Origin of the sequence: Lysobacter silvisoli, assembly GCF_003382365.1 — a bacterium.
In the GTDB taxonomy this organism is placed as follows: domain Bacteria; phylum Pseudomonadota; class Gammaproteobacteria; order Xanthomonadales; family Xanthomonadaceae; genus Lysobacter; species Lysobacter silvisoli.
Genome location: NZ_QTSU01000001.1, coordinates 633152 through 660086, shown reverse-complemented (window position 1 = coordinate 660086; position 26935 = coordinate 633152). Strand labels below are relative to the sequence as shown.

General features: G+C 69.3%; 24 protein-coding genes. 21 read left to right on the top strand and 3 right to left on the bottom strand.

From position 1 onward, the window contains the following. Window positions 1-406 precede the first annotated feature (406 nt). The 11 genes from DX914_RS03035 (at window position 407) to DX914_RS02985 (ending at window position 11020) form a co-directional block, all read left to right on the top strand. Window positions 407-1582: a thiolase family protein gene (locus tag DX914_RS03035; protein WP_115857576.1), complete on the top strand. Its 1176-nt coding sequence runs from the start codon at window positions 407-409 to the stop codon at window positions 1580-1582. A gap of 123 nt (window positions 1583-1705) precedes the next feature. After that, a complete protein-coding gene (locus tag DX914_RS03030) occupies window positions 1706-2074 on the top strand; it encodes a hypothetical protein (protein ID WP_115857575.1) in 369 nt (122 codons plus the stop codon). A gap of 176 nt (window positions 2075-2250) precedes the next feature. Then, complete coding sequence (locus DX914_RS03025) at window positions 2251-2646, top strand: hypothetical protein (protein WP_115857574.1); 396 nt, start codon at window positions 2251-2253, stop codon at window positions 2644-2646. Between the two features lie 158 nt (window positions 2647-2804). Then, window positions 2805-4415 (top strand): carboxyl transferase domain-containing protein, encoded by a 1611-nt coding sequence (locus tag DX914_RS03020; protein WP_115857573.1) that lies wholly within the window; start codon window positions 2805-2807, stop codon window positions 4413-4415. 22 nt (window positions 4416-4437) lie between these two features. Beyond that, complete coding sequence (locus tag DX914_RS03015; RefSeq protein WP_115857572.1) at window positions 4438-6129, top strand: molecular chaperone HscC; 1692 nt, start codon at window positions 4438-4440, stop codon at window positions 6127-6129. Next, window positions 6126-6941: a J domain-containing protein gene (locus DX914_RS03010; RefSeq protein WP_115857571.1), complete on the top strand. Its 816-nt coding sequence runs from the start codon at window positions 6126-6128 to the stop codon at window positions 6939-6941. The genes DX914_RS03015 and DX914_RS03010 overlap by 4 nt, the downstream gene beginning before the upstream one ends. Next, on the top strand, window positions 6941-8425 hold the full coding sequence (locus DX914_RS03005; protein WP_115857570.1) for a J domain-containing protein: 1485 nt from the start codon (window positions 6941-6943) through the stop codon (window positions 8423-8425). The genes DX914_RS03010 and DX914_RS03005 overlap by 1 nt, the downstream gene beginning before the upstream one ends. Before the next feature lie 278 nt (window positions 8426-8703). After that, window positions 8704-9288 (top strand): bactofilin family protein, encoded by a 585-nt coding sequence (locus DX914_RS03000; RefSeq protein WP_115857569.1) that lies wholly within the window; start codon window positions 8704-8706, stop codon window positions 9286-9288. Then, window positions 9285-9647: a hypothetical protein gene (locus DX914_RS02995; protein ID WP_115857568.1), complete on the top strand. Its 363-nt coding sequence runs from the start codon at window positions 9285-9287 to the stop codon at window positions 9645-9647. Before DX914_RS03000 ends, DX914_RS02995 begins: the two co-directional genes overlap by 4 nt. A 166-nt stretch (window positions 9648-9813) precedes the next feature. Next, window positions 9814-10011 carry a hypothetical protein gene (locus DX914_RS02990; protein WP_115857567.1) on the top strand — a complete coding sequence of 66 codons (198 nt, stop codon included), beginning with the start codon at window positions 9814-9816 and terminating at the stop codon, window positions 10009-10011. Continuing rightward, window positions 9998-11020 (top strand): ATPase, encoded by a 1023-nt coding sequence (locus DX914_RS02985; protein ID WP_115857566.1) that lies wholly within the window; start codon window positions 9998-10000, stop codon window positions 11018-11020. The genes DX914_RS02990 and DX914_RS02985 overlap by 14 nt, the downstream gene beginning before the upstream one ends. Before the next feature lie 174 nt (window positions 11021-11194). Here DX914_RS02985 and DX914_RS02980 read toward each other — a convergent pair whose 3' ends face one another. Genes DX914_RS02980 through DX914_RS02970 form a run of 3 tightly spaced genes read right to left on the bottom strand, consistent with a single transcriptional unit; the run spans window position 11195 to window position 13568 of the window. Then, on the bottom strand, window positions 11195-11437 hold the full coding sequence (locus DX914_RS02980; RefSeq protein WP_115857565.1) for a DUF6587 family protein: 243 nt from the start codon (window positions 11435-11437) through the stop codon (window positions 11195-11197). Between the two features lie 2 nt (window positions 11438-11439). Further along, window positions 11440-13317, bottom strand: coding sequence for a ferrous iron transport protein B (gene feoB, locus DX914_RS02975; RefSeq protein WP_115857564.1), 1878 nt, complete (start codon window positions 13315-13317; stop codon window positions 11440-11442). Further along, on the bottom strand, window positions 13314-13568 hold the full coding sequence (locus DX914_RS02970; RefSeq protein ID WP_115857563.1) for a FeoA family protein: 255 nt from the start codon (window positions 13566-13568) through the stop codon (window positions 13314-13316). Before DX914_RS02970 ends, feoB begins: the two co-directional genes overlap by 4 nt. Window positions 13569-13722: 154 nt before the next feature. On the opposite strand from DX914_RS02970, the gene DX914_RS02965 reads away from it, so the two are divergent. The 10 genes from DX914_RS02965 to DX914_RS02915 all read left to right on the top strand — a co-directional run bounded on the left by DX914_RS02965 (window position 13723) and on the right by DX914_RS02915 (window position 26503). Next, on the top strand, window positions 13723-14505 hold the full coding sequence (locus DX914_RS02965; RefSeq protein ID WP_115857562.1) for an enoyl-CoA hydratase-related protein: 783 nt from the start codon (window positions 13723-13725) through the stop codon (window positions 14503-14505). Between the two features lie 31 nt (window positions 14506-14536). Continuing rightward, window positions 14537-14926, top strand: a complete 390-nt coding sequence (locus tag DX914_RS02960; RefSeq protein ID WP_115857561.1) for a VOC family protein — start codon at window positions 14537-14539, stop codon at window positions 14924-14926. A 677-nt stretch (window positions 14927-15603) separates the two neighbouring features. Beyond that, window positions 15604-17607, top strand: a complete 2004-nt coding sequence (locus DX914_RS02950) for an acetyl/propionyl/methylcrotonyl-CoA carboxylase subunit alpha (RefSeq protein ID WP_115857560.1) — start codon at window positions 15604-15606, stop codon at window positions 17605-17607. Between the two features lie 2 nt (window positions 17608-17609). Further along, window positions 17610-18503 carry a hydroxymethylglutaryl-CoA lyase gene (locus tag DX914_RS02945; protein ID WP_115859110.1) on the top strand — a complete coding sequence of 298 codons (894 nt, stop codon included), beginning with the start codon at window positions 17610-17612 and terminating at the stop codon, window positions 18501-18503. Further along, window positions 18500-21088 (top strand): sensor domain-containing protein, encoded by a 2589-nt coding sequence (locus DX914_RS02940; protein WP_115857559.1) that lies wholly within the window; start codon window positions 18500-18502, stop codon window positions 21086-21088. Before DX914_RS02945 ends, DX914_RS02940 begins: the two co-directional genes overlap by 4 nt. Window positions 21089-21166: 78 nt before the next feature. Next, window positions 21167-21937 carry an SDR family NAD(P)-dependent oxidoreductase gene (locus tag DX914_RS02935; protein ID WP_115857558.1) on the top strand — a complete coding sequence of 257 codons (771 nt, stop codon included), beginning with the start codon at window positions 21167-21169 and terminating at the stop codon, window positions 21935-21937. A gap of 148 nt (window positions 21938-22085) precedes the next feature. Continuing rightward, a complete protein-coding gene (gene yeiP, locus DX914_RS02930) occupies window positions 22086-22652 on the top strand; it encodes an elongation factor P-like protein YeiP (RefSeq protein WP_115857557.1) in 567 nt (188 codons plus the stop codon). Window positions 22653-22727: 75 nt separating this feature from the next. After that, on the top strand, window positions 22728-23435 hold the full coding sequence (locus tag DX914_RS02925; RefSeq protein WP_115857556.1) for a hypothetical protein: 708 nt from the start codon (window positions 22728-22730) through the stop codon (window positions 23433-23435). A gap of 128 nt (window positions 23436-23563) precedes the next feature. Next, the gene (locus DX914_RS02920) at window positions 23564-24133 is read left to right on the top strand and encodes a hypothetical protein (RefSeq protein WP_115857555.1); all 570 of its coding nucleotides are present in this window, start codon (window positions 23564-23566) and stop codon (window positions 24131-24133) included. A 291-nt stretch (window positions 24134-24424) separates the two neighbouring features. Further along, the gene (locus DX914_RS02915; RefSeq protein WP_115857554.1) at window positions 24425-26503 is read left to right on the top strand and encodes a phosphocholine-specific phospholipase C; all 2079 of its coding nucleotides are present in this window, start codon (window positions 24425-24427) and stop codon (window positions 26501-26503) included. Window positions 26504-26935 lie beyond the last annotated feature (432 nt).

Here is a 26935-nt window from a genome sequence, read left to right as displayed (position 1 = left end):
CGTGGTCGCAGCTTGCGCAGCTCCTACACCTAGGTTCCGGCGCTGCTGCTCTCTGTGGGAGCGGCGTGAGCCGCGATCGGGAATACGTCGCAGGCGGGTCGGCGACGCAAATTTGCAGGGATCGGTCGCGGCTTGCGCCGCCCCTGCCCCAAAGCCGGCATTCGGCCGTTGCACGGCGGTACACCAAGCTGAGCGGTTCAGGGCCAATTCCGGCCCCTCCGTCGCGCCGCAGCTTGCGACGCCGCTCGCGCTTTGGGGTAGGAGCGGCGTGAGCCGCGACCGCGCTCCCGCCCCCGCACCGCACGCCCCCTACACCCCCAAATCCGGCATTTGCGGCACTGCAGCATCGAGTCGCATAATCGGGTGGTTCCGGCCCCTGCGCCGGCCGTACTACTCCGGAGTTCCCATGAGCGACGTCGTCATCGTAGGTGCCAAGCGCACCGCCATCGGTTCCTTCCTCGGCCAGTTCACCGGCGTCCCCACCCCCGCCCTGGGTACCGCCGCCATCGCCGGCGCGCTGGACCAGGCCGGCGTGGCCGCCGACCAGGTCGACGAAGTGATCATGGGCTGCGTGCTGCCCGCCGGCCTGGGCCAGGCCCCGGCGCGCCAGGCCTCGCTGGGCGCGGGCCTGCCGACCGCGGCCGGCTGCACCACCATCAATAAAGTCTGCGGCTCGGGCATGAAGGCGATCATGCTGGGGCACGACCTGATCAAGGCCGGCTCGGCCCAGGTCGTGGTCGCCGGCGGCATGGAGTCGATGACCAACGCCCCGCACCTGCTCAACAATTCGCGCACCGGCATCCGCTACGGCAGCGCCGAGATGCTCGACCACATGGCCTGGGACGGCCTGACCAACCCCTACGACGGCAAGGCCATGGGCGTGTTCGGCGACGCCACCTGCGCCTCCTACGGCTACGACCGCGCGGCCATCGACGCCTATTCCGAGGAAAGCGTGAAGCGCGCCCAGGCCGCCGTGGCCAACGGCGCGTTCAAGGACGAGATCGTCCCGGTCACGGTCAAGGGCCGCAAGGGCGACGTGGTCGTGGACAACGACGAAGAGCCGGGCAAGATCGATGTCAGCAAGATCCCGGGCCTGCGCCCGGCGTTCGGCAAGGACGGCGTGCTCACCGCCGCCGCGTCCTCGAAGATTTCCGACGGCGCCGCCGCCGCGGTGCTGATGTCGGCCGACAACGCCGCCGCGCGCGGGCTCAAGCCGCTGGCGCGCATCGTCGCCCACGCCGGCCACGCCCAGGCCCCCGAGTGGTTCACCACCGCACCGGTGAAAGCGATTTCAAACGTGCTGGAAAAGGCCGGCTGGACCGTCGCCGACGTCGATCTTTTCGAGATCAATGAAGCGTTTTCGGTGGTCGCCATGGCGCCGATGAAGGACCTGGGCATCCCCCACGACAAGCTCAACGTCAACGGCGGCGCGGTGGCCCTGGGCCACCCGATCGGCGCCAGCGGCGCCCGCCTGGTGGTGACCCTGCTGAACGCCCTGCGTGCCCGCGGCGGCAAGCGCGGCGTGGCTTCCCTGTGCATCGGCGGTGGCGAGGCCACGGCGATCGCGGTGGAACTTCTGTAAAAAGTTAAAAACGCGTTGTTAAAAAAAAACCGGCCAAGCCGCTTGACACGCGTCACTGGCTTGTCATCATGTTATCGGCGCGCAACTGCGCGTTGCCTAACTAATCGACGAGGAAACCGAATCATGACTTTCAACAAGGCGCTGCTCGCCCTGGCCCTGGGCCTGGCCCTGGCCGCTTGCTCGAACCAGAAGCAGGCTGATGACGCCGCTGCTGACGCTGCCGCTGCTTCGACCGAAGCCCAGGCCACCGCCGACGCCGCCGCCGCCACCGGCGACGCCGCCGCTGCCGACGCCGCTCAGGCTGCTGCCGACACGGCCGCTACCGCTGCCGACGCCGCCGCCACCTCGGCCGACGCCGCTGCCGCTGCCGCCACCCCGGCCGCTGCCGACGCCGCTGCCGACGCCGCTGGCAAGGCTGCCGACGCCGCCGCCGACGCCGCTTCGGCCGCCAACCAGGCGACCGATGCTGCTAAGGAAGAGCCGAAGAAGTAATACCCCTCACCGGGTACGCAAGACTGGGAAAGCCGCCGGGTTACCGGCGGCTTTTCCGTAGCTGAGTAGTGGTCAGTGAACGAAGAACCGGCTAGGGCCGGCTCGCTGCGCGCACTGGCGTTGCCTGATGTACGTCCGCTGTTTTCAACCTTCAGACAACTCCTTCGGAGACAACCATGAACACCAAGCTCTACGTCCTCCTCGCCGCCGCCGTCCTGGCCATGTCGGCTTGCACCAACAACACCGACACCGCGAAGGACGAGGCCGCTCAGGCCGCGGCCGCCGCCGAGCAGGCCGGTGACGCCGCCGCCCAGGCCGCCGACGCCGCCGGCACCGCCGTCGCCGAAGGCGCCGACGCCGCTGCCGCCGCCACCGGCGAAGCCGCTGCCGAAGCCGGCGCTGCCGCGAACAACGCCGCCGACGCCGCCAGCGCCGCCGCTTCGGAGGCCGCCGCCGGCGCCGCCGCTGCGACCGCCGACGCCGCCCAGGCCACCGCCGACGCTGCGCAGAAGGTCGCCGACAAGGCCGACGCCGCTGCCACCGAGGCCAAGAAGGAAGAAGCGAAGAAGTAATTCGCGCTTGCCTCCTAGCGATACCGGAAGGGCCCGCGCAAGCGGGCCTTTCTTTTTGTGCACACCGCCCGTGCATTCCCGCGCGTACGGCGCAAGCATCATTGGCCCGCGCCGCCGCTTTATGGTTTGATGCCGCGTCTTTCGCCGCCTCCGTACCGATGCCCGCGATCACCTCCCAGCTGGACCCGCGCTCGCAGGATTTCCGCGACAACGTCGACTACCACCGCGCCCTGGTCGAGGAACTCGACGCGCGCCTGGCCCGCGCCGCCGGCGGCGGCGGCGAGAAGGCCCGGGCCAAGCACACCGAGCGCGGCAAGCTGCTCGCGCGCGACCGCATCGCCGCGCTGCTGGACCCGGGCTCGCCGTTCCTGGAAATCGCACCGCTGGCCGCCGAGGGCATGTACGACGACGCCGCGCCCGCCGCGGGCATGGTCGCCGGCATCGGCCGGGTGCAGGGCCAGGAAGTGGTGATCGTGGCCAACGACGCCACGGTCAAGGGCGGCACCTATTTCCCGATGACGGTGAAGAAGCACCTGCGCGCGCAGGAGATCGCGCGCGAGAACCGCCTGCCCTGCGTCTACCTGGTCGACTCCGGCGGCGCCTTCCTGCCGTTGCAGGACGAGGTCTTCCCCGACCGCGAGCATTTCGGCCGCATCTTCTACAACCAGGCGCGGCTGTCGGCCGAGAATATTCCGCAGGTGGCCGTGGTCATGGGCAGTTGCACCGCCGGCGGCGCCTACGTGCCGGCGATGTGCGACGAGTCGGTGATCGTCAAGGAACAGGGCACGATCTTCCTTGGCGGCCCGCCGCTGGTGAAGGCCGCCACCGGCGAAGTGGTGGATGCCGAAGCGCTGGGCGGCGCCGACGTGCACACCTCGGTGTCCGGCGTGGCCGACCATTTCGCCCAGGACGACCGCCACGCGCTGCAGATCGCGCGCGACATCGTGTCCACGTTCAACCGCAAGAAGACCTTGCCGGTGGCGGCGCAGGCCGCGCGCGAGCCGCTGTACCCGGCGCAAGAGCTGTACGGCATCGTGCCCAAGGACACGCGCAAGCCCTTCGACATCCGCGAGGCGATCGCGCGCATCGTCGACGGCAGCGAGCTGCAGGAGTTCAAGGCGCGCTACGGCAAGACCCTGGTCACCGGCTTCGCCCACCTGCACGGCTACCCGGTGGGCATCGTGGCCAACAACGGCATCCTGTTCGCCGAGAGCGCGCTCAAGGGCGCGCACTTCATCGAACTGTGCAACCAGCGCGGCATCCCGCTGGTGTTCCTGCAGAACATCACCGGCTTCATGGTCGGCAAGAAGTACGAGAACGCGGGCATCGCCAAGGACGGGGCCAAGATGGTCACCGCGGTGGCCTGCTCGCACGTGCCCAAGTTCACCGTGGTCATCGGCGGCAGCTTCGGCGCCGGCAACTACGCCATGTGCGGCCGCGCCTACGGCGCGCGCTTCCTGTGGATGTGGCCGAACGCGCGCATCAGCGTGATGGGCGGCGAACAGGCCGCCTCGGTGCTGGCCACCGTGCGCCGCGATGGTATCGAAGCCGCCGGCAAGGTGTGGACGGCCGAGGAAGAGGACGCGTTCAAGGCGCCGATCCGCGAGCAGTACGAGACCCAGGGCAATCCCTACTACGCCACCGCGCGGCTGTGGGACGACGGCATCATCGACCCGGCCGACACCCGCCGGGTGCTGGGCTTGGGCCTGTCGGCCAGCCTCAACGCGCCGATCGAGGACCGCACCCGCTTCGGCGTCTTCCGCATGTAACCCGCAACGGACCTGCAGCAGCATGATCGTCGGCATCGACCTGGGCACCACCCATTCCCTGATCGGCAGTTACGGCCCGGACGGGGCCCGGCTGATTCCCAACGCCCTGGGCGAACTGCTGACGCCGTCGGTGGTGAGCGTGGACGACGAGGGCGGCGTCATCGTCGGCCGCGCCGCGCAGGAGCGGCTGGTCTCGCACCCGCAGCGCAGCGTGGGCGCGTTCAAGCGCTGGATGGGCACCGACCGCCGTACCGTGCTGGGTAAGCACGGCTTCCGCCCGGAAGAATTGTCCGCGCTGATCCTCAAGTCGCTGATCGCCGACGCCGAGGCGCACCTGGGCGGCAAGGTCGAGGAGGCGGTGATCAGCGTGCCGGCCTACTTTTCCGACAGCCAGCGCAAGGCCACGCGCATCGCCGGCGAACTGGCCGGGATCAAGGTCGAACGGCTGATCAACGAGCCCACCGCCGCGGCGCTGGCGTACGGGCTGCAGCAACGCAGCAGCGGCCGCTACCTGGTGTTCGACCTGGGCGGCGGCACCTTCGACGTTTCGATCCTGGAAATGTTCGAGGGCGTGATGGAAGTGCACGCCAGCGCCGGCGACAACTTCCTGGGCGGCGAGGATTTCTCGCGCGCGATGCGCGACGCGTTCCTGCGCGACCAGGGCATCGCGCTGGAACGGCTGACCCTGGCCGAACTGGCCCAGCTGGAGCGCCGGCTGGAACTGGCCAAGCGCGAGCTGGCCCACGGCCACGACGCCGAAGTGGAGCTGACCCTGCAGCGCGAGCCGCGCCGCTGGCGCATCGACGAACACGCCTTCGCCCAGCTCTGCGACCCGCTGGTGCAGCGCCTGCGCGCGCCGCTGGAGCGCGCCATGCGCGACGCCAAGCTGCGCCCGGACCAGCTGGACGAGATCGTGCTGGTCGGCGGCGCCTCGCGCATGCCGCTGGCCGCGCGCCTGGTCTCGCGCATGTTCGGCCGCCTGCCGCTGCGCCACGTCAATCCGGACGAGGCCATCGCCGTGGGCGCCTGCGTGGCCGCCGGCATGAAGGCGCGCGACGAGTCGCTGGAGGAGATCATCCTCACCGACGTGTGCCCGCACACCTTGGGGGTGAACACTTCCGAGGAAACCGGCAACGGCCAGCTGGTCAGCGGCGTGTTCTCGCCCATCATCCACCGCAACAGCACCGTGCCGGTGAGCCGGGTGGAGCGCTACTACCCGGTCCACGACGGCCAACGCGAGGTGGAGTTCGAGATCTACCAGGGCGAGAGCCCGCGGGTGGAGAACAACGTGCGCCTGGGCAAGGTCTCCATCGAAATCCCGGCCAAGCGCCGCAACGAGAACCCGTTGGACATCCGCTTCACCTACGACATCAACGGCCTGCTGCAAGTGGAGGCCACCGCGCTGTCCACCGGCCTGACCCGCGAGGTGGTGCTGGAGAAGAACCCGGGCGTGCTGGCGCCGGAGGAAATCCGCGCGCGCCTGGCCGCGCTGTCCGCGCTCAAGGTGCACCCGCGCGATCAACAGGAAAACATCGCGGTGATCGCGCGCGCCGAGCGCCTGTACGAGGAACTGCTGTGGGCGCGCGATCAGCTGCAGTCGGCGCTGGTGCGTTTCCGCACCGTGCTCAACGGCCAGGACGTGCGCGACATCGCCGAACACCGCAGCCAGTTCGCCGCCTTCCTCGACCAGGTCGAAGCCCAGGGCTACGCGTGAACGCATTCGCCCGGCTGGGGCTGGAACCCGACGCCGACGAAGCGCAGATCCGCCGCGCCTACGCGCGCGAGCTGCGCCAGGCGCGGCCGGACGAAAACCCCGCCGCGTTCCAGGCACTCAACGAAGCCTATCGCCAGTGCCTGGACTACGCCGCCTGGCGCGCCAGCGGCGGCGAAGACTACGCAGATGACGACTGGGACGACGATGACCAGGAAGCGCAGGCCGGCGCAGAGCCGTCGCCCGCAGAGGCGCTCGCGCTGCGTTTGACGCCCGAGGCCTTGAGCGCGGCCTTGGCCATGGATCGCCCACTGGCCGATGCCTCGCACGCGCAGGATGGGGCGACGACCGCCGAGGCCGGCGACGACGCGCGCGCCGAGATCCGCCTGGACCACCACGCCTTCGTCGCCGAGCTGTTCGAAGTCTCCAGCGTCGGCAGCGATAGCGATGTATACCGCTGGCTACAATCGCATCCCGCCTTTTACGCCGTTGGCGCGCGCGAGATGCTGGCGCCACAGGTACTGGACGCGCTGCTGGCCGCACCCGAACTGCCGCCACGTCATCTGGCCGCCGTGCTCCATTTCTTTCACCTGGACGAAGTCGGCGCAGCGCACGACTGGCTGTGGCCGCGCATCGCCGAACTGCAGCAGCGCGCCCGGCTCACATCCGAGCACACCGCCGCGGCCAACCGGCTGTTCGGCCAGGCCAAAGCCATCGACGAGGACGACGGCAGCCGCTTCCCGTTCTGGCCGATCTGGGTGTGCATCATGTTCGTGCTCGCACTGGTTCGCTGCGGTTCGTTCCCGGGCGGTTGATGCGCAATCCCTTCGCCCTGCTCGGCCTGAAGCGCGATGCCGACGAGGCCGCGATCAAGCGCGCCTACGCCCAACGCCTGCGCCAGAACCGGCCGGATGAGGATCCGGCGGCATTCCAGGCCTTGAACGAGGCGTATCGGCGCTGCTTGGAGATCGCAGCCAACCGCGACGAGTGGCAGGACGACGACGAGGAGATGCCGCTCCCCTCGGAGGTGGCCGGTTCCGGCGGCGCCGCGGACGCGGCGGACGAAGCGCAGCCCTCGCCCTACGACGCCGACGAGGTCGACGAGACGTCCGAAGACGACAGCCCGCGCTTCGTACGCAGGAGCTTCGACGTCGACGGTTTCCTGCACGAACTGAGCGAGCGCGCGCAGACCGATCCGCCGCATGCGCTGGATGCCTGGCTGCGCAGCCTGGAGCCGCTGTACTCGCTGGAACTCAAGCAGGCCCTGCGCACGCCGGTCGCCTCGATGCTGGCCCATAACGACCCGCTGCCGCCGCCGCATGCGCTGCGCCTGATCCTGCAGTTCTTCGATCTGGACGGCGTGTCTTCCGACGACGATTGGCTGCGCCGCCAGTTGAGCGAGCGCCTGCGCGAGGCGCACGAGGCCCATGCCCTGGACCAGGAGATCGCGCGCTACCGCTCGCCTGGCGAAGAAACGCCCGTTGACCGCGAGATGATGCACGAACTGCTGGGTCCGCGCCGTTGGCTGCGCCGGCTGTTCCTGCTGCTGGTGCCACTGCTGCCTTCGCGTCTTATGAGCCTGCTGTTGACCCTGGAGCAGGATTATCCCAGCGCGGCGGACGCGCGCTTGAGCCCGGAAAGCAAAGACTTCTGGCGTCGCGTGACCGACCGCGACAACCTGAATTGGCGTCGGTTGATGGTGACGCCGCTGCGCATGGCCTTGTACGGCGGAGGGCTGCTGGGCTTGGTCGCCTTGTTCGACGCCAACACCCGCCCTTTACAAGACGTGGCAATGAGTTTCGCGGTACTGACTGGCGTGTTGCTAGCGTGGACCTTGATCACGACCGCCTGTCGACGGCTGGCCACGCACTTGGAACGCATGCGTGGCTACTACCCGCCGTTGCTCTACGCCGGCCTGTGGTTCGCCGCCGGCCTGATCGCCAGCCACTGGTGGCCAGCGGTGGCCATCATCCTGCTGTTCGCGGTCGGCTATGTCTGGTCGTTACCGCGCTCATGGCCAGAGCATATGGTGGTCGTGGCGGCGATGATGACCGGCGCGTTCGCGACCCACATGATCGGCCGGTTCGCTCTGAACGGCGGCCAGTCCGAAGGTTTGACCATATTGAACAGCGCATATGCCGGCGCAATACCGGTGTTGCACGACTTGCTGTATGCGTGGTGCAAGCGCCTCTCCTTGGACGAAGCGCGCCGCCGCGTCGGCTGGACAGGTTGGATCGCAGCCGCGCACATGATCTTGGCTGCCAGCTTGCCGATGTGGCTGAGCTTGCTGAAACACTGAGGCGCAACGTCGCCCCATTCATCGTCCTGAAAGAAATCTAAACCACTCTGTACCCGCAACGCCTTCGCGCCATGCGCGAAATGCAGCGCGCGCAAGCCTTTGCGCGGCCCGCGCCAGGATGCGCAAAACTGAATCCGCGACAGCCGATTCCGCTGCATGGTTTGGTGAGACGCATCACACCGGTCGCGTTGTATCAGCGTGTTAGGCTCGCAAGCTCAACCTCGCTGTTACCCGTTCTTCACCCGAACGTCTCCCCCGAACTTCAGAGGACGCCGCGCATGGCCATTTTCAATCAGCCCAACTCGCCCAAGCGCGAGACGGTACCGCCGCCGCAGCCGGAGACCGCGCTCAAGCGCGAGCCCGACACCGCCAACGAGATCAGCTTCGGCCAGGCCGTGCCGCCCGCGGCGCCGGCGAACTTCAGCAACCCGGCGCCCTCGCCTTCCTACGCGCCCAAGCCGGTGGAACGCGACAACGGCAAGGAATCGCTGATCGCCTCGGACCTGTCTATCGAAGGCAAGATTCAAGGCTCGGGCCACATCCGCATCGCCGGCCGCTTCAAGGGCGACGTGCAGGTGGACGGCGATCTCACCATCGAGGTCGGCGCCAAGTTGAACGGCGGCGTGCGCGCGCGCAAGGTCGTGATCGCCGGCGAGCTCGAAGGCAACATCGACGCGGCGCAGCGCGTCGAACTGCTCGAGGGCGGCATGATGGTCGGCGACGTCAAGGCCGGCGTGGTCACCGTCGCGCCGGGTTCGCGCATGCGCGGCCAGGTCGAGTTCGGCTTCGACGACAAGGACGCCAAGTCCGGTCACGAGAAAGGCGATAAGGGCAACAAGCCGGAGAACGGCGCCGGCGCATGAACGCCGCGCGCCCGGGCATGCCCGGGGCCACTCGCACCTGTCCGCATTGCAAGACCACGATCCTCGACAGCGCCAGCGTCTGCCCCGCCTGCAAGCACCATCTCAAGTTCGACCCGGCCACGCTGCAACAGGCGGCGGCGAAGTTTTCGCCGCTGCAGGTCGAAAGCACCATCCACGCGCCCGCCGAGGGCGCGTGGGAATACACCATGTTGCTGTCGATCCGCGACGAGGACGGCCACGAGGTCACCCGCCAGGTGGTCGGCGTGGGCGCGCTGTTCCCCGGCGAGACGCGCAGCTTCAGCCTGACCGTGGAGGCGGTGGCCGCCACCGGCTACAAGGCGGTCAAGCGCAAACGCTGAGCGCCGGCCGATCCGCTATCGCAGTCACGCTTCCGCCCCGCCGGCGTTTGTTGCGCCGGGCGGCGCGCGCTAGCATGCATCGTCACGCCGAAGCTGCGGGTGCGCGCCAGCGCGCCGGGCATGGCGGCGCGAACGGACGGACATTCCCCTACAAGGAGACGTAGTCGTGACCAAGTCGTTGATCGACCAGATCGGGCCGGAGCGCGCCGATCAGCTGATAGAGAAGGCGGTGGCCGACGCGGTCGCCGAAGCCGCTGCGCACGGATTGCCCCAGGCGGTGAAGATCGATGGGGTCTGGTGCAAGCGCTACCCGGACGGTCGGATCGAACCGATCGATGGGGGGGCGTCCGATGCCGCCCGGTGACGACGCCCCGCTGATGGTGGTGCTGGCCGGGCCCAACGGCTCCGGCAAGAGCACGATCACCAAGGGCCTGCGCGAGAGCGCGGAATTCCCCAAGAACTACATCAACGCCGACGACATCGCGGTCACGCTGAAGGAGCGTTACCCCGACGAAAACGTGCGCAACCTGCACGCGGCCAACATGGCCGAGGACCAGCGCAAGGCCGCGGTCAACGGCGACAAGCCGTTCGCGTTCGAGACGGTGATGTCCACTCCCGGCAAGCTGGCGCTGTTCGACGAGGCGCGCGGCAAGGGCTTCGGCGTGGACCTGGTGTTCGTGACCACCGAGAGCGCGCAGATCAACAAGCTGCGCGTGGAGAACCGCGCCGCACTGGGCGGGCATTCGGTGGACGGCGCCAAGATCGTCGAGCGCTACGAGCGCGCGATGGGCCTGCTGCCGGCCGCGGTGGAGAAGTCCGACACCGCCCGCATCTACGACAACACCGGCGCCAAGCCGATGCTGGTGGCGCAGAAGCACCCGGACGGAAGCATGAGCTATCCGCAGGGCAAGGACACCCCGGAGTGGGTGGTGGAACGCCTGCAGAAGCCGCTGGAAGCGCGCGCGGCCTCGCGCGAGGCGCTGGCCGCGCAAGCCGAGCAGCTCAAGCCGGGTTCGTCGGCGATCATGGTGGACGCGGACATCGGCGGCGGCGCGAAGTACAAGGGTCTGGTCGCGCAGACCACCGGCCAGCACGTGATGCAGTTCGTGCCCGACCACCCGGTCAGCCACAAACCGCAGCTGGTGCTGCACGACCGCAGCGTGGCGCCCACCGGCGACTACGCCGCGCTGACCACGCCGCAGAACCGCGGCGCGCAGGTGGAGATCGGTTACGCCTTCGGCGCGGACGGCAAGCATCCGCAGGCCTCGCATGTGAAGGCGCCGGCGCAGGAGCAGGCGCAGCAGCAACAGCAGCAGCAACAACAGCAGGGGCCCGGGCAGGATCCGCCACCGATCCTGCGGTCCAAGCTCTGAGGTTGCTGTGGAACGGAAAAGCCCCGCACGTGCGGGGCTTTTTCTTGTTGAGGAGGATTTGCTCTTGGTGCGGCGAAAAGCAAATCCCCTAGCCCCCCTCAAAAAAGGGGGAATAGCGCTGGGCAAGGGCTGCTTGTCTTCCCCCTTTGTTGAGGGGATTGAGGGGGATTTGCTTTAGTCCCCCGACCCGCAGCTGTCGCAACCCGCGCAATTGGGCCCAGCCGCGCTAGGCACCGGCGCGATAGCGCGCCCCACCCGCCGCAGCCAGGCCGGCCGCCCTTCGCGCACCAGCGGCAGCGCGCAGGCGATGCGCAGGCGGCGCACCGCGCCCGGGAACTGCTTCTTCGCCACCACCGCCGCGCTTACGGCCACCGCGATGGCGATCACCACGTACTGCGCGAACAGCCCGGCGTCCATGCTCAGCCCGCCCCCAGCGCCACGGCGACCTGGTAGGTCACCAGCGAGGCCAGGTACGCCAGGCCGAACAGATAGCCGGCGGCGATCGCCACCTGCTTCCAGGAATGGGTCTCACGGCGGATCGTGGCCAGGGTGGACAGGCACTGCGGCGCGTAGATAAACCACACCAGCAGCGACAGCGCGGTGGCCAGCGACCAGCCGTGGCTGATGATCGGCTCCAGCGCGCGCGCCGCGGCCTCGTCGTCGGCGGCCGACAGCGCATACACCGTGGCCAGCGAGGCCACCGCCACTTCGCGCGCCGCCATGCCGGGGATCAGGGCGATGCAGATCTGCCAGTTGAAGCCGATCGGCGCGAACAGCGCGGTCATGGCGTGGCCGATGCGGCCGGCGAAGCTGTAGTCGATGGCCGGCCCGGTCGCGCCTTCGGGCGGATTCGGGAACGAGGACAGGAACCACATCAGGATGGTCAGCGCCAGGATGATGCCGCCGACCCGGCGCAGAAAGATCCAGGCGCGCTCCCACAGGCCGATCAGCAGGTCGCGCGGGTGCGGCAGGCGGTAGGACGGCAGCTCCAGCAGCAGCGCATGCTCGCTCTTGTCGCGGCGCCCCTTCTTCATCACCCAGGCCACCACCAGGGCGCTGAGGATGCCGGCCACGTACAGGCCGAACAGCACTAGGCCCTGCAGGTTGAGCAGGCCGCCGGCGACCTGCTGCTGCGGGATGAAGGCGCCGATCAGCAGGGTGTACACCGGCAGGCGCGCCGAGCAGGTCATCAGCGGCGCGACCATGATGGTGGCCAGGCGGTCGCGCGGGTCCTGAATGGTGCGCGTGGCCATGATCCCGGGGATGGCGCAGGCGAAGCTGGACAGCAGCGGGATGAAGGAGCGGCCGGACAGGCCCGCGCCGGCCATCAGCTTGTCGAGCAGGAAGGCCGCGCGCGGCAGGTAGCCGGACTCCTCCAGCGCCAGGATGAAGGCGAACAGCAGCAGGATCTGCGGCAGGAACACCACCACCCCGCCCAGGCCGGCGATCACGCCGTCCACCAGCAAGCTTTTGACCGGCCCTTCGGGCAGCGTCGCGCCGACCCAACCGCCCACCACGGCGGTGCCGGCCTCGATCGCGTCCATCAGCGGCGTGGCCCAGGCGAACACCGCCTGGAAGATCAGGAACATCACCACGATCAGCGCGAGCAGACCGAACACCGGCTGCAGCAGCCAGCGGTCCAGCGCGTCGTCGATGGTGGCGGTGCGGCGCGGCATGGTCACCGCCAGCGCCAGCAGGCGCCGGGTTTCGGCGTGCAGGTCGGCAGGCTGCGCGCCGTCGGCCAGGTGCACGCGCGGTTCCTGCGGCTTGGCGCTGATCGCGTCCAGTTGCTCGACCAGGGCGCGCGCGCCATCGCGGCGCACCGCCACGGTCGGCACCACCGGAATGCCGAGCTCGCGCTCCAGCACCGCCAGGTCCACTTCGATGCCGCGGCGCTTGGCCGCGTCCATCATGTTCACCGCCAGCACCATCGGCCGGCCCAGCTCGCGCAGCTCCAAGGCGAAGCGCAGGTGCAGGCGCAGGTTGGTCGCGTCGACCACGCACACCAGCACGTCGGGCGCGGGCTCGCCGGGGTAGAAGCCGCGGCACAGGTCGCGGGTGACCGCCTCGTCCAGGCTGGCGGCATTAAGGCTGTAGGCGCCGGGCAGGTCGAGGACGGCGTAGCTGCGGCCCGAAGGCGCGTGCAGCCGGCCTTCCTTGCGCTCGACGGTGACGCCGGCGTAGTTGGCCACCTTCTGCCGGCTGCCGGTCAGCAGGTTGAACAGCGCGGTCTTGCCGCAGTTCGGGTTGCCGACCAGGGCCACCCGGGGGATCGCTGCCGTGGCAACGTGGCTCATGCTTCGCTCCCGCTCTTATCCACCGCCACCTTGATCCGCGCCGCCTCGCTGCGGCGCAGCGCGAAGCGGGTGTAACCGATCTGCACCAGCAACGGCTCGGCGAAGATCGGCCCGGCGGCCATCACCTCGACGCGTTCGCCCTGGACGAAACCCAGTTCGCGCAGGCGCCGCGCGATCGCGTCGTTGGGGGCCTGATCCTCGACGGACTCGACCGTGGCCGCGACGCGGCGCGGCAGTTCGGACAATTTCAAGGCTGACTACCTGAGGGCGCGCCAGCGCCCAGTGGGCATTACAAATAGGAATTGTTCTCATTCTAGCATCGACGGCCCGATTGAGCGGCGCCCGGGGCCGATTGGCCTGGGCGCCGGCTATCATTCGCCAGACTCCACACATCCCCCTTCCGCGATGAGCCACCCGTTGCTGAGCCTGCGCGAGGGCCCCGTGGCCCGCCTGCGCCTGAACCGCCCTGCCCTGCACAACGCCTTCGACGCGGTGCTGATCGCCGCCCTCACCGGTGCCCTGGACGCCGTGGCCCAGGAAGACGGCGTGCGCGTGGTGGTGCTGGAGGGCGACGGCGCCTCGTTCTCGGCCGGCGCCGACCTGAACTGGATGCGCGGCATGGCCGCAGCCAGCCAGGACGCCAACCGCGAGGACGCGCTGGCCCTGGCGCGGCTGATGCGCACCCTCGACGAGTTGCCCAAGCCGACCATCGCCCGCGTGCACGGCGCGGCGTTCGGCGGCGGCGTGGGCCTGGTGGCCTGCTGCGATATCGCCATCGGCGCGCCGGAGGCCAAGTTCGGCCTGACCGAAAGCAAGCTGGGCCTGTTGCCGGCGGTGATCTCGCCCTACGTGATCGAGGCCATCGGCGCGCGCCAGGCGCGGCGCTGGTTCGCCACCGCGGAAATTTTCGACGCCGCCACCGCCCTGGACATCGGCCTGCTGCACGCGGTGGTGCCGGCGCAGGAGATCGACGCGGCGGTGCAGCGCCAGATCGACCTGCTGCTCAAGGCCGGCCCGGTGGCCGCCGCCCAGGCCAAGACGCTGGTGCGGCGCGTGGCCGCGCACAGCGACCGCGACCGGCACGATGCGGACAACGCCGACCTGATCGCGCGCCTGCGCGTGTCGGCCGAAGGCCAGGAGGGCCTGGGCGCGTTCCTGGACAAGCGCAAGCCGGCCTGGATTCCCTGAGCCCCTTTACGACACTGCAAGGAGCCGCACCGTGATCGACCACCTGGGATTGAATGTCGCCGACTACCCGCGCGCCAAGGCCTTCTACACCGCGGTACTGGCCACGCTGGGCCACGGCCCGGTGATGGAGGTGACGAAGGAACAAAGCGGCGGCTACGAGGGCTGCGGCTTCGGCCCGCCGCAGCAGCCCAAGTTCTGGATCGGCACCGGCGCAGCGCGCACCGGCGGCGCGCACGTGTGCTTCACCGCCACCAGCCGCGCCCAGGTCGACGCTTTCCACGCCGCGGCGCTGGCCAACGGCGCGCGCGACAACGGCGCCCCCGGCCTGCGCCCGCACTACCACCCGAACTATTACGGCGCCTTCGCCTACGACCTGGACGGGCACAACATCGAAGCGGTGTGCCACTTGCCGCAAGGCTGAGGCCGGCCGGGCGCTCCTCGCCCCAACCTCTCCTGTTCCCGTCATTCCGGCGAAAGCCGGAACCCATTTTGATTTCCGCTGTTGGCGCGCGATTGCTGCTGCAGCGAGGAGCCACAGCAACATGGGTTCCGGCTTTCGCCGGAATGACGGAGTTTTGGGTGCGTGCCCGCACTACCACCCGAACTACTACAGCGCCTTCGCCTACGACCTGGATCGGCACGACATCGAGGCGGTGTGCCACGTGCCGCAAGGCCGAGGCAGGCCGGGCGCTCCTCGCCCCCCGATCGCTCCCAGCCCGTCATTCCGGCGAAAGCCGGAACCCATTTTGATTTCCGCTGTTGGCGCGCGATTGCAACTGCAGCGAGGAGCCACAGCAACATGGGTTCCGGCGCTCGCCGGAATGACAGGGTGGGGTTGCGCCTCGGCTTACATCGGGGCAACGGGCGCCAGTGTGGCCGGATCTGTCCGACCCACCCCACCGCAGCGTATGGCGTCTCCACCGTGCCGCCAAAGCGCATAAGCGGGCCCGTCGTCGCGCAAACGCCGCCCCGCGCCGGGTTGCCGGCGCGACAGGCGGCCTCGCCTTCGGCGAGAATCGCCCCATCGCGCCGGCCCGCCGCCGCGGCCCGCCGCCTTCCCTTTCCACGCGCGCCCGCGCCGAGACCCGCGACCTGCCCATGTTCGACAAGATCCTGATCGCCAACCGCGGCGAAATCGCCTGCCGCGTGATCCGCACCTGCCGCGCGCTGGGCATCCGCACCGTGGCCGTGTACTCCGAGGCAGACGCCGACGCGCAACACGTGCGCCAGGCCGACGAGGCCTACCCCATCGGCGGTCCACGCCCGGCCGACAGCTACCTGCGCGGCGACGCCATCATCGAGGTCGCGCTGCGCAGCGGTGCGCAGGCGGTGCATCCGGGCTACGGCTTCCTCAGCGAGAACGCGGATTTCGCCGACGCGGTCGCCGCCGCCGGGCTGACCTTCATCGGCCCGGCCGGCAGTTCGATGCGCAAGATGGGCAGCAAGGCCGGCGCCAAGGAACTGATGCAGGCCGCCGGCGTGCCGGTGGTGCCGGGCTACACCGGCGAGGACCAGACCCCCGAGCTGCTGCACCGCGAAGCCGACCGCATCGGCTACCCGCTGATGATCAAGGCCGCGCACGGCGGCGGCGGCAAGGGCATGCGCATCGTGCGCGAGTCGGCCGAGTTCCTGCCCAACCTGGAAAGCTGCCAGCGCGAAGCGCGCAACGCCTTCGGCCGCGACCGCGTGCTGCTGGAGCGCTACGTCGAGCAGCCGCGCCATATCGAAATCCAGATCTTCGGCGATGCCCACGGCCAGGTGATCCACCTCAACGAGCGCGAATGCTCGGCCCAGCGCCGCTACCAGAAGGTGCTGGAGGAATCGCCCTCGGCCTTCCTCACGCCCGAGCTGCGCCAGGCCATGGGCGAGGCGGCGGTGATGGCCGGCCGCGCGATCGACTACGTCAACGCCGGCACGGTGGAGTTCATCGTCGGCCAGGACGGCGGTTTCTATTTCATGGAGATCAACACCCGCCTGCAGGTCGAGCACCCGGTCACCGAGTACGTGACCGGCCTGGACCTGGTGGAGTGGCAGCTGCGCGTGGCCTCGGGCGAAGCGCTGCCCCTGGCGCAGGGCGACATCGTCCAGCGCGGGCACGCGATCGAGGTGCGCCTGTACGCCGAAGACCCCGAGGCCGGTTTCCTGCCCGGCTCGGGCAAGCTCGAACGCCTGCGCCTGCCCGCGCCCGACGCGCACGTGCGCATCGACTCGGGCGTGGTCGAGGGCGACACCGTCACCATCTTCTACGACCCGATGATCGCCAAGCTCATCGTCGCCGACGCCGACCGCCCGCGCGCCCTGGCGCGGCTGCGCGCGGCGCTGGCGCAGTGCGAGATCGCCGGGCCCAAGTCCAACATCGAATTCCTGGAGCGCCTGGCGCGGCACCCGGCCGTGGTCGAGGGCCGCATCGACACCGGCTACCTGGACCGCCACCTGGACGAGTTCATGCCGGCCGCCGACGCCGCCCCCGACGCCGACCTGCTGACGGCCGCGACGGTGACCGAGCTGCTGGCGCAGGAACGCGCCACCCGCGCCCAGGCCGCGGCCTCCAACGACCCGCAATCGCCCTGGGCCATCGCCGACGGCTGGCGCCTGGGCCACGGCGGCCGCCGCAGCCTGGCCTTCCTGCACCGCGAGCAGCGCCTGGAAGTGCAGGCCCAGGGCAGCGCCGGCGACTACCGCATCGACGGTATCGGCGCCGCGGCGGTGCAGGTGCAGGGCGCGCGTCTGGACGGCGACGGCCTGAGCCTGCGCATCGACGGCCGCGCCCGCCGCTTCGCCTTGCTCGGCGACGGCCGCCGCGTCGTGGCGCACGACGGCGAGCGCCGGCTGCGCTTGCAGCCGGTCCCGATGTATCGTCACGAGGCGGCCGCGGCCGGCGGCAGCGGCAATAATGTGGTCGCGCCCATGCCGGGCCGCGTGGTCGTGGTCAAGGCGGCCGCAGGGGATTCGGTCGAAGCCGGGCAGGAGCTGATGGTGATCGAAGCGATGAAGATGGAACTCAGCCTCAAGGCGCCGCGCGACGGCACCGTGGCCGAAGTGCGCGCGGCCGCCGGCGAATTCGTCGAAGCCGACGCGGTGCTGGTGGCCTTGGCGCCATGAGCATGCCGTCCTCGGTCCGCATCGTCGAAGTCGGCCCGCGCGACGGGCTGCAGAACGAAAAGGCGCAGATCGCCACCGCCGACAAGATCGCCCTGATCGATCGTTTGTCGGCCACCGGCCTGCGCAGTATCGAGGCCACCAGCTTCGTCAGCCCCAAGTGGGTGCCGCAGCTGGCCGATGCCGCCGAGGTCTTCGCCGGCATCGCCCGCAAGCCCGGCGTGCACTACCCCGTGCTGGTGCCCAACGAACAAGGCTACGAGCGCGCGCGCGCGGTCGGCGTGGAGGAGATCGCGGTATTCACCGCCGCCTCCGAGGCCTTCAACCGCAAGAACATCAACGCCTCCATCGACGAATCGCTGCAGCGCTTCGCGCCGGTGCTGGCGCGGGCCCAGGCCGACGGCGTGGCCGTGCGCGGCTACGTCTCCACCGTGCTCGGCTGCCCCTACCAGGGCGCGGTGCCGGTGGCCGATGTGGTGCGCGTAGCGCGTGCCTTGCATGCGATGGGCTGCTACGAAATCTCCCTGGGCGACACCATCGGCGTAGGCACGCCGGGCAAAGCGCGGGCGATGCTCAGGGCGGTGGCCGCCGAAGTGCCGATGCCGGCGCTGGCGGTGCATTTCCACGACACCTACGGCCAGGCCCTGTCCAACATCCTGGCCTGCCTGGAAGAAGGCGTCGCCGTGGTCGACTCGGCCGTGTCCGGCACCGGCGGCTGCCCTTACGCCAAGGGCGCCAGCGGCAACGTCGCCAGCGAGGACGTGGTCTACATGCTGCACGGACTGGGCATCGAAACCGGCGTGGACCTGGAGGCGCTGGCCGAGACCGGGCGCTGGCTGGCCGGCCTGCTCGGCCGCGAGACCGGCAGCAAGGTCGGCAAGGCGCTGGCCGCGTCATGAGCCAGCGCCGGCCCGAGGTCGCCGCCCCCGCAACGCCGGATGCTCCGGCCGCGCCGGACGCCGCCGCGACCCTGGCCGCGCTGGACCTGGCCGGGCACGACAGCTCGCTGTCCGACGCCACCCGCGCCCTGCTGCGCCAGGCCGCCGAGGCGCTGCGCGCCAGCAGCGTGGACGCCGACACCGCGCACACCCGCTACCGCGCGGTGTTCGACGCGGTGCCCGACCCGGTCAGCATCCTGGACGAAGAAGGCACGGTGCTGGACCTCAACAAGGCCGGCATGGCCGCCTACCGGCGCCCGCGCGACCAGATCGTCGGCCAGCCCATCCACGTGCTCAACCCGGAACTGCCGCACGATCACCTCAAGCCGGTGTGGGAAACGCTGAACCGCGGCGAGACCTACGTCATCGAAGTCACCAACATGCGCGGCGACGGCACCCGTTTCCCGGTGGAGGTGCATTCGGCCGGCTTCCTGCACGACGGCCGCCGCTGCATCGTGGCCGTGGCCCGCGACCTCAGCGGCCGCCGCGACGCCGAGCTGCGCTACCGCGAGCTGATGGAAACCATCGACCGCGGCATCGTGGTGCACGATCCGGATTTCCGCGTGATCTACGCCAACGGCGCGGCCATGCGCATCATGGGCATGGGCCAGCACCAGAGCGCCGACGAGGAAATGCGCGCCGACCGCTGGATGGTGATCGACGAGCACGGCCGCGAACTGAACCAGAAGGAGTTCCCCGCCCAGCGCGCGCTGGACACCGGCAAGCGCGTGGAAAGCGTGGTGCTGGGCCTGTACCACCGCGAGCGCCGCAACCTGGTGTGGCTGTCGGTGACCTCGCTGCCGCAGTTCCCGGCCGGCGGCGACCGCCCGCACCAGGTGCTGTCGATGTTCACCGACGTCACCGCGATCAAGCGCGACGCCGCGCTGTTCGACCGCGCCCAATCGCTGGCCCACATCGGCGGCTGGGAATGGGAAGCCGGCCCGGACCAGCTTTACCTGACCGACGAAGCGCGCCGCATCCTCGATCACGAACCCGCGCCGGCCAACATGGGCGCGATGCTGGACTGCCTGGTGCCCGGCGACCGCCAGCGCCTGCGCGACGCGCTCGACCACGCCATCGCCTTCGGCCGCAACCTGGATCTGGAGCTGCAGGGCGTGCGCGCCAACGGCAGCGGCTTCTGGGTGCGCGCCATCGCCCAGGCCGAGGCCGCCGACGCGCTCAACGCGCGCCTGATCGGCACCTTGCAGGACATCACCGAACGCAAGCGCGACGAGGAGAACCTGCGCATCCAGGCGCGCAGCGACCCGCTCACCGGCCTGCTCAACCGCGACGCGGTGCTGTCGGAACTGGAGAGCCGGCTGGACGATCCGGCGCGCAGCGCGGTGGCCGTGCTCTACATCGACCTGGACCGCTTCAAGGTGGTCAACGACGTGCTCGGCCACGCCGCCGGCGACCGCCTGCTGGCCTCGGCCGCGCGCCGCATCCAGCGCGCGGTGGGCCATGAGGGCCTGATCGCGCGCTTCGGCGGCGACGAGTTCCTGGTGGTCTGCGCCACCGGCAACGACCCGGCCCGGCCGGAGCGCCTGGCCGACGCGATCCTGGAAATCTTCGGCGACAGCTTCCGCCTGGACGGCGAGGAATTCAGCATCACCGCCAGCATCGGCATCGCCCAGGCCCCGATCGACGGCGTGCGCCCGCAGCAGCTGATCCAGAGCGCGGACGTGGCCATGTACGACAGCAAGCGCCGCGGCCGCAACGGCTGGCAGACCTTCACCCCGGAGCTGGCCGAGCAGCAGCTGCACCGCCTGCAGCTGGAAACCCACCTGCGCCGCGCCGTGCACAACGACGAGTTCCACCTGGTCTACCAGCCGCAGGTGGACCTGGCGCGCGGTTCGGTGGTGGCGGTGGAAGCGCTGATCCGCTGGCGCAACCATTCCCTGGGCGAGATGCGCCCGGACCGCTTCATCGACCACGCCGAGACCACCGGCGACATCGTCGGCATCGGCGGCTGGGTGCTGAAGGAAGCCTGCCGCCAGCTGCGCCGCTGGCACGAGCGCGGCCTGCACGTGCAGCGCGTGGCGGTCAACGTGTCCTACCGCCAGTTCCTGGGCGAGGACCTGGCCAGCTCGGTGGCCGCGGCCCTGGCCGAATCCGGCCTGCCCGGCAGCGCGCTGGAACTGGAATTCACCGAGCGCGTGCTGATCGAGGACGTGCCCGACACCATGCGCACCTTCCACGCCCTGCGCGAGATGGGCGTGATGCTGACCATCGACGACTTCGGCGAGGGCTACAGCGCGCTCAACTACCTGCGCCGCCTGCCCATCCACGGCCTCAAGCTCAGCCAGCTGTTCGTGCAGGGCGTGCCCGACAACCAGTCCGACGTGGCCGTGTGCCAGGCGGTGACCGGCATCGCCCGCAGCCTGGGCCTGGGTCTGGTCGCCGAGGGCGTGGAGTCCGAGCGCCAGCGCGCGTTCCTGCTCAAGCTGGGCGTGGAGGTCGGCCAGGGCTTCCTGTTCGCCCCCGGCCTGCGCCCGGACGAGCTGCAGCAGTACTACCGCTCCCCGGTGGCCGCCCCGCCGGCCTGAGCCGGCCCGCCCGGGCGGGTGGAGCCGGGCCCTTGCGGGCTGCGATAATGCGGGACTGACCCGCAACCGGATCCCCGCATGCAACTCAATCAGACCCTGGCCGTGATCACCGGCGGCGTTTCCGGCCTCGGCCTGGCCGTGGCCCGCCATCTCGTCGCCCACGGCGGCAAGGTCGCCCTGTTCGACGTCAACGACGACAAGGGCGCCGCCGCGGTGGCCGAACTGGGCGAGGCCAAGGCCCGCTACTTCCGCACCGACGTCACCGACGAGGCCGGCGTGGCCGCCAACGTCGCCGCCGTGCGCGAGTTCCTCGGCGGCCTCAACGCCGCGATCAACTGCGCCGGCATCCTCGGCGCCGGCCGCGTGCTGGGCAAGGACGCGGCCATGCCGCTGTCGCAGTTCCAGACCACGGTGATGGTCAACCTGGTGGGCAGCTTCAACGTCGCCAAGGCCGCCGCCGCGCTGATGCAGCACAACGACGCGGGCGAGGACGGCGAGCGCGGCGTGATCGTCAACACCGCTTCGGTGGCCGCCTACGAGGGCCAGATCGGCCAGGCCGCATATTCGGCGTCCAAGGGCGGCGTGGTCGGCATGACCCTGCCGATGGCGCGCGAGCTGTCGCGCTTCGGCATCCGGGTGATGACCGTGGCCCCGGGCATTTTCTGGACGCCGATGGTCGACGGCATGCCCGAGTCGGTGCAGCAATCGCTCAGCGCCTCCATCCCCTTCCCTTCGCGCCTGGGCCGCCCGGAAGAGTTCGCCGACCTGGTCGCCTACATCCTGGGCAACCGCTACCTCAACGGCGAAACCATCCGCCTGGACGGCGCCACCCGCCTGGCGCCGAAGTAATTCTCACTCCTGCGGATAGGAGCGGCGCAAGCCGCGACCGCGACACACGGCTACGCCGAAGCTTTCGCCCCCGGCGCGGCATCCGGTCGCAGCTCGCGCAGCTCCTACCCACGGATACGCAACGACAACATCGATCGGAATACACGCAATGAAGGCTTACGACGTCAAGAAAGGCAACGTGGTCGAGCACAACAACACCGTCTACCAGGTGCGCGACATCGAACGCAGCTCGCCGCAGGGCCGCGGCGGCAACGTGAAGTACCGCTTCACCATGTACTCGGTGCCCGGCGGCATCAAGTTCGACCTCAGCGTCGGCGGCGACGACGAGCTCAAGGAAGTCGAACTCAGCCGCCGCCAGGCCACCTACTCGTACAAGGACGGCGACGCCTTCGTGTTCCTGGACGACGAGGACTACACCCCCTACACCCTGGACGCGGACGTGGTCGGCGATGCCGCCGGCTACATCGTCGACGACCTGTCGGGCTGCTACGTGCAGATCATCGACGACCAGCCGGTGGCGCTGCAGCTGCCCGCCAGCGTGGCCCTGGAAGTGATCGAGACCCCGCCGGAACTCAAGGGCGGCACCGCCACCAAGCGTCCCAAGCCGGCCAAGCTGTCCACCGGCATCGAGATCATGGTGCCCGAGTACATCGGCACCGGCGAACGCGTGCTGGTCAACACCGCTACCGGCGAATTCGCGGGTCGCGCGGACTGAGTGCGACGTGCGGGTCCGGCCTTCCGGGCCCGCACTGAGTCGCCGTGAATCGCTTGCCAGCTTGCAAAGGATCGCGTGATCAAGTTCTTACAAGGCCTGTTCGGCGGCAAATCGACGGTGGAGGCCACCGCTTCGGTATCGCAAGCGACGCAGACGCCGCCCGCGGCGCGCTGGCTGAGCAAGGACGATCCGAAAAATCCCTTCGTGGTGGACGGCTACGACTGCCTGGCCTTCGCCCGCTCCATGCTCTCGACCACCGCCGACCCGCAGGTCGCCGATTCCTTCCTGCAACAGCGCGGCAGCCTGGGGCAGGAGCACGCGGGCCAACTGCCCGCCGATGCGATCAGCGTGGACTGCCGGTTGCCCTATCCGTTCACGGGCGAGACCGCCGAAGGCGCCTTGTTCAAGGCCTCGTGCATGGAAGAGAAGTGGGACATCTACCTGTACGGGGACCGGCTGTACTTCTGCCGCAGCTGGACCGGCAGCCTGGTGTTCGTGGCGCAGTTCACCGCCACCGACGGCGTGCTCACGATTTCGCGGATAGCGGCGCCCGCCAGCGACGCCGGTAGCGACGACGCTTACATCGTCAGGCAGGTCCACTATCTGGTCTGCAGCCACCTTTTCAAAAAGGCGCTGCCGCATCCGCTGCCCATCGGCCTGGATCCGAAGCCGGACAGCGTCGCCCTGTTTTCGTTCGGCCAGTACGGCCGGGTTTGCTGCTTCGGCACCTTCGAAGAGACTGTGCGACAGGGCATCAAGAAGCCGTCCAACCCAAACACCTGAAACGTGCGGTCGTCGCACGCGAATGCTGCGCGATCGGATCGAAAGAAGTCGGTGGCCGGGCTTTGCTTTGTGGCCGCCGCCGATAGGTGGGAGAGTATGGCTCCGGCCATCCATCGGGCGATCTTGCGATGCGTCAGACCGACTACCGCTTCGTCGCCGCCAGCGACGCCGACCTGCAGCGCCTGCTGCCGATCCTGCGCGAGTTCTACGCCGAAGAGCATCTGCCCTACTTCCCGAATGCGCTCTTGTCAGCGTCCGCGGCCCGCAGCACGCTGCCGTACGACCTCGCACTCCCGCCAGGACGCATCATGCGCCGCAGCCTCGCCGCCCTTCTGATCCTGTCGTTGTGCGCCGCCTGCGCGACCGCGCAAGCCGCCGAAAAACTCGACGATCCGCGCTCCAACGGCTACCTCAGCCCGCGCGAGCGTTCCCTGTGCGAAGCGCCGGAATGGCGCCGCGACTGGTGCGAGCAACCGCACGAGGTCCGCGCCTTCCTCAGCCGCTACGACGAATGCGAGCACTGGCGTGGCGAGGAAGCGCCGCAGGGCGATGCGCAGCGCGCGCAGGAAATCGTCGAAGGCGCAAACGAAAGCTGCAAGGGAAACGACCTTCGTTTGCGCGAATTGCGTCAGCGTTACAAGAACGTGCCCGCGGTCGCAGCGGCGCTATCGGCATTGGAGTTCAACTACGGTCCTTGAGACATTTCTCTCTACCGTCGTTGCCACAAGCGTTTGTTGTCGCTCCCGCAAAAAAGTCTCCCGTCATTGCAGCGAAAGCTTTCCGTCATTCCCGCGAAAGCGGGAATCGCTCTTCATCACCACGCGCAAAAGACACTGGATTCCCGCTTTCGCGGGAATGACGAGCCAAGGCTTACGCGAGCGGCGAAATCGACGAAACCCAAGCGCATCGCACCTCCTGCAACACCGCTGCAACCATCCTGACCCAGCATCGCGCGATCCCCCGCCTCACCGCCCCGCTAAGGAAGGCCCATGGTTTCCGATTCCCGTCGCGATTTCCTCAAGTTCGCCGGCGCCGCCGCCTCGCTGGCGATGCTGCCGCCCGGCATCCGCGCCGCCCTGGCCACGCCGGCCGCGCGCGTCACCGGCACCATCCAGGACGTGCAGCACGTGGTGATCCTGATGCAGGAGAACCGCTCCTTCGACCACTACCTGGGCGCGCTGCGCGGCGTGCGCGGTTTCGACGATCCGCGCCCGATCTCGCTGCCCGGCGGCGCCACGGTCTGGCGCCAGCCCAAGAGCAACGGCCAGACCGTGCTGCCGTTCCGCCTGAGCACCGATAGCACCGCCGCGCAGTGCCTGGCCGACATCGATCACAGCTGGAAGGGCTCGCACACGCGCTGGAAGGACTACAACGCCTGGATCGCGACCAAGGGCCCGATGTGCATGGGCCACTTCACCCGCGCCGACCTGCCCTACTACTACGCCCTGGCCGACGCGTTCACCGTCTGCGACGCCTACTACTGCTCGCACCACGGCCCCACCAATCCCAACCGCATGCACCTGTTCGCCGGCACCAGCGGCATGACCGTGGGCGATTACGGCGCCCAGGCGGTGAACAACGCCGACGACGGCAACTGGACGGCGGACATGTCCAAGGACAAGGCGACTTTCGCCGGCCACCGTTGGACCACCTACGCCGAGCGTTTGCAGAACGCCGGCATCGGCTGGCGCGTGTACCAGGAATACGACAACTACGGCGACAACTCGCTGCCGTACTTCGCCAACTTCCGCAACTTGGACCGCAATTCCGAGCTGTACAAGCGCGGTCGCGCCTGGGTCGAGGGCTCCAACGCCGGCAACGCCAGCAGCGCGCGCGGCGAACACCTGATCGCCGCCTTCGCCAAGGACGTGCGCGAGGGCACCTTGCCGGCGGTGTCGTGGATCGTGCCGTCCTACATCATGAGCGAGCACCCCGCCGCGCCGCCAGCCTACGGCGAATCGCTGACCTCGCGCCTGCTCGACGCGCTGGTGGCCAACCCGGCGGTGTGGTCCAAGACCGTATTCATCATCAACTACGACGAGAACGGCGGCTTCTTCGATCACCTGCCGCCGCCGCTGCCGCCGATCAATTCCGGCCTGGGCAAGAGCACGGTGGACACCGCCACCGAGAACTACAACGGCGTGCCGGTGGGCCTGGGCATCCGCGTGCCGATGTTCGTGGTCTCGCCCTGGAGCAAGGGCGGCTGGGTCAACTCGCAGGTGTTCGACCACACCTCGGTGCTGCGTTTCCTGGAAGCGCGCTTCGGCGTGGCCGAACCCAACATCAGCGCCTGGCGCCGCGCCGTGGCCGGCGACCTCAGCACCGCGCTGGACTTCGCCGGCGCCGATCCGGTGTGGCCGGCGCTGCCCGACACCAGCGGACACATGGCCCGCGCCGACCAGACCTGCAAGCTGCCGGTGCCCACTGCGCCCAAGCAGCCGCAGATGCCGCGCCAGGAATCGGGCCAGCGTCCCGCGCGCGCGCTGCCGTACGAGCTGCATACGCACGGCCGCATCGAAGCCTCCAGCGGCCGTTACTGGCTGGACTTCGCCAACACCGGCGTCGCCGGCGTGGGTTACACCGTCTACGCCGCCAACCGCAGCGACGGCCCCTGGTTCTACACCCTGACCCCGGGCACCGAACTGTCGGACTACTGGAGCGCCAAGACCTACAGCCAGGGCAAGTACGACCTCGCCGTGCACGGCCCCAATGGCTACCTGCGCGCCTTCAAGGGCGACCTGCTCAAGGCCACCGCGGCCGGCGGCGCCAACCCGGAACTGCGGGTGGAATACGACGTGGCCAACGAACGCCTGCTGCTGCGCCTGCGCAACACCGGCACCGGCGCCTGCCGCGTGACCCTGCGCCCCAACCACTACAGCAGCGCCGCGCCGCGCAGCTACCCGCTGGCCGCCGGCGCGACGGTGGACGACACCTGGACCTTGGCGGCCAGCGCGCACTGGTACGACTTCAGCCTGACCTCCGACCACGACAGCACCTACCTGCGCCGCTGCGCCGGGCATATGGAGACGGGGCGGCCGAGCGTGAGCGATCCGGCGATCGGGGCTTGAGCGGAGCGGGTCAGGTTCGGCGCGAGCTTGCAGGCCCGCGTGCCCTCACCCCAACCCCTCTCCCGTAAACGGGAGAGGGGCTAAAGCAGCAAGCGGCGTCGGATGCATCCCCTCTCCCGCTTGCGGGAGAGGGCTAGGGTGAGGGGATGAGCGCAAAGCGCGAATGCTCTTGATCGAGCACCGAACTCGCCACGCAAATAGAAGACCCGAAGAGCCTGCCCCCGCGAAGGCGGGGGGCGGCGCACAGGACGTGCGCCGTTTTCCGCTCGGGCAGGAGGCCCGATCGGAAAATCCCCGCGCACGCATCGCTCTCGCACGGGAGCTCTGGAACAGCGTTTTTCTTTGGTTACTTTCTTTTGACGCTTATCAAAAGAAAGTGACCCGGCCGCTTGCGGACGGAAGCTGTTGCTGCTGCTTGAGGGCAAAAGCAAA